The organism is Limimaricola variabilis (assembly GCF_014195545.1).
Classification (GTDB): Bacteria; Pseudomonadota; Alphaproteobacteria; order Rhodobacterales; family Rhodobacteraceae; genus Limimaricola; species Limimaricola variabilis.
On sequence record NZ_JACIBX010000028.1, the window covers coordinates 1 to 4,526 of the forward strand.

At 58.3% G+C, this 4,526-nt stretch carries 3 protein-coding genes; 2 read left to right on the top strand and 1 reads right to left on the bottom strand.

What is annotated here, in order from left to right:
• Positions 1–20 precede the first annotated feature (20 nt).
• Complete coding sequence (locus FHS00_RS18010) at positions 21–752, bottom strand: GmrSD restriction endonuclease domain-containing protein (RefSeq protein ID WP_425486054.1); 732 nt, start codon at positions 750–752, stop codon at positions 21–23.
• A gap of 307 nt (positions 753–1,059) precedes the next feature.
• Between FHS00_RS18010 and FHS00_RS18015 the strand changes: the two genes are divergently transcribed.
• Together FHS00_RS18015 and FHS00_RS17490 are read left to right on the top strand one after the other, a co-directional pair.
• Positions 1,060–1,356, top strand: a complete 297-nt coding sequence (locus FHS00_RS18015; protein WP_183475378.1) for a peptidoglycan-binding domain-containing protein — start codon at positions 1,060–1,062, stop codon at positions 1,354–1,356.
• A gap of 106 nt (positions 1,357–1,462) precedes the next feature.
• On the top strand, positions 1,463–4,526 hold a 3,064-nt coding region (locus tag FHS00_RS17490), incomplete at its 3' end, for a hypothetical protein (RefSeq protein WP_183475377.1).

Below are 4,526 nucleotides of genomic sequence, written 5' to 3' on the forward strand. Positions count from 1 at the left end.
GAGCCGTGGCGGCTCCTATCTCAAGATGAGGGGCCGCAGTCTTCCAGGATGTTAGCAACTGCTACGCGTTCTCGTTCATCCATGGAGAGGTTCCAGCGGGCTTTGACTAGCACCCAGTTCGCTACGTACTCACACACGAAGATTGGCTCCGGCGGCAACCAATCCTCAGGCCCTTTGTCGCCTTTAGAACGATTAACGCTGGCTCCCACTGCAATCAGGCTTCGCGGATCGTCGAGGTCATTCGCAAAAGCGGCGCGAACAGTTCGGTCCCAACGAAATCCTCCTGAGCGGTGAGCCTCAGCCAGTGGCACCAGGTGATCTACATCCAGATCTTCGGCCTGAAGGAAGACTTGGCCCGTGAACCTGTCATGCCATAGCCCCGTGAGGATGCGACACCCATCCGGAGAATACTCGACAGCTCTTTCACTCTCGCTCAACAGGACTTCGTGCCGTGCATTGATGCAGTCCCCATCTTCATCGACCCAGTGGGGCCAATCCTCGCGAGAGTAGCCCTTGGCGTACTCGTTCTCGACCCTGATCCGGGGTAGCTGTCGCAATGCAGCAGCGACTGCGGCACCCTCTGCTCCCTCTCTTCCGCTTGTCGGTTGGTTCGGGCCGGTGGGAGAGGCAGATCTGCTGCTTGTTTCCCAAAGATCAAATGCCAGATCGCGCCATCCCGGAGGAACCACTCCTATCTCAGTTAGGAGAACAACCGCCCCCAGTAGAAGGGCGATGAGCGACGCCTTGGGCATATGGGTTCCTTACTCCATGATCCAAATGGTATCGGCTTGCCCTTACCCCCTAGATGGTCTCGGCACCAGTCAAGGCGGGCAACCACCTTGACGCGTCCCCTCCGGTCATTCATCAATTCCAAGGAGAGCAACTGAGGATTGTACTTCTATGTTGTTACGCGTTTCGAAACTGGTTCTGGCTGGAAGTTTAGCCCTCTCGTCCCTTCTTCTTCAGGCTCCTTCGTCTGCGGCTCATTCTGGAGGGCTGAATTCTCAGGGCTGCCATGCCGGTAGTAGACCTTATCACTGCCATCGCTCACAAAGTGAGATGGTAGGTAATCGCCTGCGTTGCGATCTGGGCAGCCGTTCTGTCGAATGCACGGGGAACGGTTCCACACGCCGAACTGCCGCCCGCGCAGCTCCTTCACAGCAGCTGCGTCAGTATCAGCTTCAGCTTGTCCGGCACTGCAGTCTTTCCCCTACCTTTGCAGACGGCCTCAATGGCCCCTCTACCAAAGCAGCCATTCGTGCTTTCCAAGCGGCATATGGCTTGACCGCCGATGGCGTCATTGGACCTAGGACTGCGCAAGCACTCCAAGGTCCTGTCACTGGGGCATGCCGGTAAACGCCTACCGTTTGCGCCGGGGCTAGCCAGACTGAGCTGGCCTAGGCTCCCAAACTGAAGAAGTAGGCTACTTGATCAGCGAGCTGCGGCTGAGTAAGAAATCGCTATGGCTTTGGAAACTCTGACCATTCTGCGATCTTTCGACTGCCCGGCCGCAAAAACAATACTCCCGACGCCGACTGGTTTGCAGGCGACACCGCTGCAGCACGCCCGAGTGTTCGACGTCGAAGTGGCCGAGGTGGATTGCCTAGCCACACTAGGACAGGTGCTTCGTTCACTGGAAAAAGACCCTCAGGCCTTAGTGGTACGGGGAAAATTGATCGAGGGACGGCCGTCTACTGCGATAAGGCGAACTTTGAAGCCAAAGGAAAATGAGCTGCCGAACTTCGAGCCGGCTGCTCGTCGTTGGTGCATGCTCGACATCGACAATGTTCCGCTACCGGAAGAGTTCGCAGAGGTAGGATCATGTAAGGACTCGGTTATTCGTTACGCAACCGAGCAGCTACCCCAAGCCTTTCACGGCATCGACTGCTGGTACCAGTTCTCCGCTTCTATGGGCATCAAGAAGGACCTTGTTCGGGTACACCTCTGGTACTGGTTGGACCGGGCGGTAACCGATGAAGAGCTGAAAGGCTGGCTGCAGGACGTGCCTGTCGATCTCGCACTCTTCAACCCCGTGCAGCCGCACTACACTGCAGCCCCGGTACTGGCAGACGGGGTGCAAGACCCGCTTCCGCAGCGTTCGGGGTTCTTTCGTGCCGGGGGAGGCCGAACAGGTGTATCCGTCCCCGATAGGCTGCCTGCATACCGCCGGAACTCCCGTACTCGCCGTTCCGGGGGCGTGGGAGGAGGTGGCTCGTCAATTATCTACCGCGATCCAGCTACCGGTCTCATTTCAGACGGTCGACGCAGTTGGATGCTCCGTGCGAGCAACGATGCAATGCGCGAAGCGGTGCAGAGCAAAGCGGCGGACACACCGGACGTGGAAGCCATCGCCGAACGAACTTGGGAGATCTTTCAAGCCGAAGCCGACCTTTCTGACGGCAAGTGGTCCAAGGCCGATGCAGCTCAAGAAGCCGCCAACCGGATTGAAGAGTACCGAGCTGGTACATACGACTTCACGGGCAAGCAACTTGGGCTGACCCTATATCCGGCTGACGGGCCGTACGTGAATCTCGAACCGGTAGGCCGGGAGGAGGGCATGGAGCAGCTGGATGCGGCTCTCTCACACTTCTTCGCCCGCTTGCCGGAGAAGGCCCCCAAGACCGTTCTCCGGGTAACCATGGGAGCGGGGAAAACTCGTCAAACCGTTGCTCACCTTACTTCATGGCTGCGCGACCAGTACGGCAAGCGCATCGAAATTTATGTCCCCCGGCATGACCTTGCCGCTGAGTACGCCGACGCGCTGGGGCAGGAGTCGGATCTCCGGGCGAGTGTGGTTCATGTCCAACCCCGCACTGGTGGGGCGGAAGGCAAGTTGCCGGTTCTCTGCAACCGGGCAGGCTATGTTCGCACCTTGGAACGTGCAGGGGTGGGGGTCTTTCAGCACGCCTGCCGTTCGAATGATGGCTTTCACTGCATCCACTTCGACGACTGCCCATACCTTGCTCAGTTCAGGGACCCGGAGATCACGGACCGGAACGGTAATGTTGTTCGGGTCATGGTTCACTCGTACCTGGGCCTCCCACGCAACCCGATACAAACTGCCCCAGACCTCATCATCATCGACGAGGCCTTCCTGGGCGAGTTAATTAAGGAAGAGCGGCTACCTCTCCGTGAGGTGCGAAACCAGATCAAGAGCGACCGCCTTCCCAAGCTAGGCCGAGTGATCACGGACGCCCTTCAAGACGGAGAGCCATTGCTCACAGTGCTACGCGATGCCGGAGTGGCCGCAGCCGACATTGGAGACGTAGACCTACAGTCTATCCGTCCGCATCCAGACTTCGACAGGATCACATCGAGACCGGCAGGCAGAGTGGAAGATGCTCGGCTCTACAGAGGGCTGACGAAATTGCTGCGCGTGATACACGAAGAACTGCAGCTTTCGAGCCGCGCAGAAGCTGAACGCGTCCTCTTCGATCCTCGGAAAGAGGAAGTCCTAATCACCTATCTACAAGAGCCTGACTTTCTCGACGGAGTTCCGCTTCTGATGCTCGACGCCACGGCGGATGAAACGCTGCTGGAAGAGATCTTGGGTCCGATCGAGTTCGTTCGCATCGACATCCAGCAACGGGCATGGGTGACGCAAGTCTACGATCGCACGGGGTCGAACGATTTTTGGGACTCCCACGATACTGAAGTATCCGACTTGGTCACCGTGCTGAATGCTTGGGCGGAAGTAGGCGAAATCCCTTTGGTCGTGAGCCACAAGAAACTGGCCGACACTCTGCGGGGGAGAACGGATTTGGACGAAGGGGTGTTGGTTGAGCATTTCGCCAACCTCCGTGGAAGCAATGCTGCGAAGGACGCTTCCGCAGTGATCATCACGGGGCGGAATGCTCCTCCTCCGCCAAGTGTCGACCTGAAAGCCCGGGCGGTCTTCTGGGCTGCAGACGAACCGCTTCGGCATGATGCTGGCGGCGAGTTTCGGGGTCAGAACGAGCAGGGAAAGCACCTGCCCCTGCAGCTACAGGGCTATATCCAATCGTCGCATAACCCTCGCCCTCAATCGGGCGTCTACACGCGGATGTTTTCGGACGAACGCATTGAAGCGCTTCATCAGCAGATCCGAGAGGCCGAAACAGCCCAAGCCATCGCTCGCCTGCGGCTGGTGCATGCACCGTATCGAAAGCAGGTCTACTTGCTCGGAAACCTACCCGTGGAGATGCCAGTGGATCGCTTCGCCCGGTTCAAAGATCTGATGCCGGATCGGCTCGAAAGAGAACTACTGAAGAAGGGCAACATACCCCTTACGGCACTCGGCCTTCGTAAGATGCGTCCTGACCTAGACCTGGATGAAGAGAATAGCCGAAAGTGGCTGTCCCGTTCCCGTATCCGCGACCCAGAACGCCTGCGGATGCTGCCCGGACTGAGGCGTGGTACGGCGCTGGAGGTGAAGTTCCGGGTACAAAGTGCCGGCCGTTCTTCCGAGCAAAGGCACTTGTTCCTACTGCCCGACGTTCAGGGCGAACGACACGAAGATGTCCCGTTGATCCAAGCGACCGTAGCCT

What these genes read in the sequence shown, in the direction of transcription:
- FHS00_RS18010 (WP_425486054.1), bottom strand. Translation starts at nt 752, where the DNA reads ATGCCCAAGGCGTCGCTCATCGCCCTTCTACTGGGGGCGGTTGTTCTC.
- FHS00_RS18015 (WP_183475378.1), top strand. Translation starts at nt 1,060, where the DNA reads ATGGTAGGTAATCGCCTGCGTTGCGATCTGGGCAGCCGTTCTGTCGAA.